The sequence below is a fragment of the Tissierella sp. genome (genome assembly GCF_052089545.1).
Taxonomy (GTDB): domain Bacteria; phylum Bacillota; class Clostridia; order Tissierellales; family Tissierellaceae; genus Tissierella_A.
Map to the genome: position 1 here is coordinate 1 of NZ_JBQDAA010000094.1, position 2,850 is coordinate 2,850.

Consider the following 2,850-nt stretch of genomic DNA (forward strand, 5'->3'; position numbering starts at 1 on the left):
AAAGCTTGGAACAAGGGCTGAAATAAAAAACCTTAACTCCTTTAACTCAATTATGCGAGCTATAGAATATGAAAAGAAAAGACAAATAAAGGAAATAGAAAGTGGAGGAACTATAGTCCAAGAAACACGGGGATATGATGATGAAAAAAGAACTACCCATTCTATGAGAGAAAAAGAGGATGCTATGGACTATAGATACTTTCCAGATCCTGATCTTATGCCTATAGTTATAGATGGAAAAAGGGTAATAGATATAAAGAATAATCTTCCTGAACTTCCTGAGGATAGGAAAAACATGTATATGGAAAAGTATGATCTTTCTTCATATGATGCAGAACAATTAATAAGTTCAAAAGAGGTAGCAGATTATTTTGAAGAAAGTGTGGAAGAGGTTAAAACTCCTAAGATACTAGCTAATATAATGATAGGAGAAATATTTAGCATTTCATCTCCAGATGATTTCCATATAAAGATTTCACCAAAAGATTTAGGAGAACTGGTAGTGTTTTTAGAAAATGACACTATAAATAATAACAGTGCTAAGCAAGTCATAAAGATAATGAATGAAACAGGAGATGCTCCAGAAAAGATTATAAAAGAAAAAGGTCTAGAACAAATAGGCAGTAGAGAAAAACTAGAGCCTATAATAGATGAGGTATTTCTTACAAGCGAAAAGGCTATAAAGGAATATAAAGCTGGTAAGAAAAAAGCCCTTCAATCTATAATAGGAAAGGTAATGCGAGATACAAAAGGACGAGCAAATCCTGAAATGACTAAAAATATATTAGAAGAAAAAATCAAAGAAATAGAATAGGCCTAGGCCTATTCTATTTTCTTAATCCATAACTCTTCTTCTATCGAATAGAAATTTAATACTATAAATACCCGCAAGTGCAACAAGACCATAGACTATCCTACTTAATATAGCCTCTTGTCCACCAAATAAACTAGCTACTAAATCAAATTTGAAAAGTGCAATAAGTCCCCAGTTAAGAGCACCAATTATAACCAATACTAAAGCTGTTTCATCCATAATAATTCACTCCTTTAGAATTTTAATTTGTTTCATTTACTATTATTTCTATTTGTATAAATAATATACATTTGAAATGTCAACCAATCTTACTAATTTGTAAGCCAACTGTTCATCTATTTGTAATAAGACTTAGATATACTTGAGTTATAATAGGAAAATGGAGGAATTAGAATGGAGATCGTAAAGATAGAAGGATTAAATAAAATATATGGAAAAGGAAATACCGAAGTATCAGCTTTAAAGGATGTAAACTTAACTATAAATGAAGGTGAATTTGTGGCAATAGTTGGACCAAGTGGTTCGGGTAAGTCAACCCTACTCCATCTCTTAGGTGGAGTAGATCGTCCAACTAGTGGAAAGGTATATATTGACGGAGTGGATATATATTCACTTTCAGAAAAAGAACTTGCAATATTTAGGCGAAGAGGTGTAGGATTTGTATTTCAATTTTACAATCTAGTGCCTGTTTTAACAGCAGAAGAAAATATGCAGCTTCCGATGCTCTTGGATGAAAAAAAGATTAATAAGGATCATTTTAATGAACTAATAGATATACTAGGTCTTAAGGATCGTTTAAACCATCTGCCAAACCAGCTTTCGGGAGGACAACAGCAAAGGGTTTCTATTGGGCGGGCACTAGCCTACAACCCATCTATAGTCCTTGCAGATGAACCAACTGGAAACCTAGATAGTAAAACTGGAAAGGAAATAGTAGATCTTCTTAAAATAAGTATAAAAAAATATAATCAAACACTTATACTTATAACCCATGATCTAGATATAGCATCTCAAGCTGATAGGGTTATAGTTATAGAGGATGGGGAGATTCAAACAGATGAGGTGACGGATAATGAAAAGCTATAAATCCATCACTAGAAGATATTTAAAAGGGCAAAGAAACAGAACCCTTCTAACTATATTCGGAATTATTCTTTCGGTCGCACTTATAACAGCTATAGGAACTATGGTAGTTTCGGCTAGGGGAGCACTTATAAAGCAAGCTATAAGAGAAAATGGATCTTTCCATGCAAGGTTTAGGTACATTGATGCAGATCAAATTAATAAGCTTGAAAACCATGTAGGTGTAGAAAAACTAGGACGAACAAAACTTGTAGGGACTCTTGCTTTAAGAGAAACCACAGAAGAAGAACGTGATAATGGGGGAAGAGATATTCCCTTTAGAAGTATAGACTTAAAAGAATATGATAAAAATGCAAAAGAAATGCTTCCAATACGATTAATAGAAGGAAGACTTCCTGAAAATAAGGATGAAATAGTTATAGAAAAGTGGACGAGGGAATACTTCAATGAAGATTTAGAAGTGGGGGATACTATAACTCTTCCTATAGGCAATAGAATAGAAGCAGAAAAAGATCATCCGGATGAAATAACAGTAGAGACCTTTGAAAAGACAGGAGAAAAGGAATATAAGCTAGTAGGATTTACAACTCCTAGGTACATTTGGAGGGGTAACCTACTAACTGAAGGAATTGTTGGAAATGATACAGAGGCAAGTCCAGAAGGAGAATACTATGGATTTATAACTCTTCCTGATCTAAAAGGTGCAAACGATAAAGTTATCAAGATAGGGGAAGACATAGGCGTTGGAGAGGAAAATATACTATACAACAATGACCTTTTAAGACTATCAGCAGAAAGTGTAAATGATACTTTTAATAGTTCTATTATGGGTATACTTGCATTTGTAGTAGGACTTATCATGCTTTCTACAATAGCAGTTATATACAATGCCTTTAATATATCTGTAATAGAGAGGATATCTCAGTTTGGACTGCTTAGGTCCGTTGGAGCAA

At 33.5% G+C, this 2,850-nt stretch carries 3 protein-coding genes and 1 pseudogene; 3 read left to right on the forward strand and 1 reads right to left on the reverse strand.

The window, feature by feature from the left end; all coding sequences use genetic code 11:
- Positions 1-814 (forward strand): annotated as a pseudogene (locus ACTHW2_RS07820) (Asp-tRNA(Asn)/Glu-tRNA(Gln) amidotransferase subunit GatB); the annotation flags it as partial.
- 21 nt (positions 815-835) lie between these two features.
- Here the strand turns inward: ACTHW2_RS07820 and ACTHW2_RS07825 are convergent.
- A complete protein-coding gene (locus tag ACTHW2_RS07825) occupies positions 836-1,033 on the reverse strand; it encodes a DUF378 domain-containing protein (protein ID WP_442263388.1) in 198 nt (65 codons plus the stop codon).
- Positions 1,034-1,207: 174 nt separating this feature from the next.
- Between ACTHW2_RS07825 and ACTHW2_RS07830 the strand changes: the two genes are divergently transcribed.
- Positions 1,208-1,900 (forward strand): ABC transporter ATP-binding protein, encoded by a 693-nt coding sequence (locus ACTHW2_RS07830; RefSeq protein ID WP_442263389.1) that lies wholly within the window; start codon positions 1,208-1,210, stop codon positions 1,898-1,900.
- On the forward strand, positions 1,887-2,850 hold a 964-nt coding region (locus ACTHW2_RS07835), incomplete at its 3' end, for an ABC transporter permease (protein ID WP_442263390.1). The genes ACTHW2_RS07830 and ACTHW2_RS07835, both read left to right, overlap by 14 nt.

Coding starts and splice junctions, on each gene's coding strand:
- ACTHW2_RS07825 (WP_442263388.1), bottom strand. CDS start 1,033: ATGGATGAAACAGCTTTAGTATTGGTTATAATTGGTGCTCTTAACTGG.
- ACTHW2_RS07830 (WP_442263389.1), top strand. CDS start 1,208: ATGGAGATCGTAAAGATAGAAGGATTAAATAAAATATATGGAAAAGGA.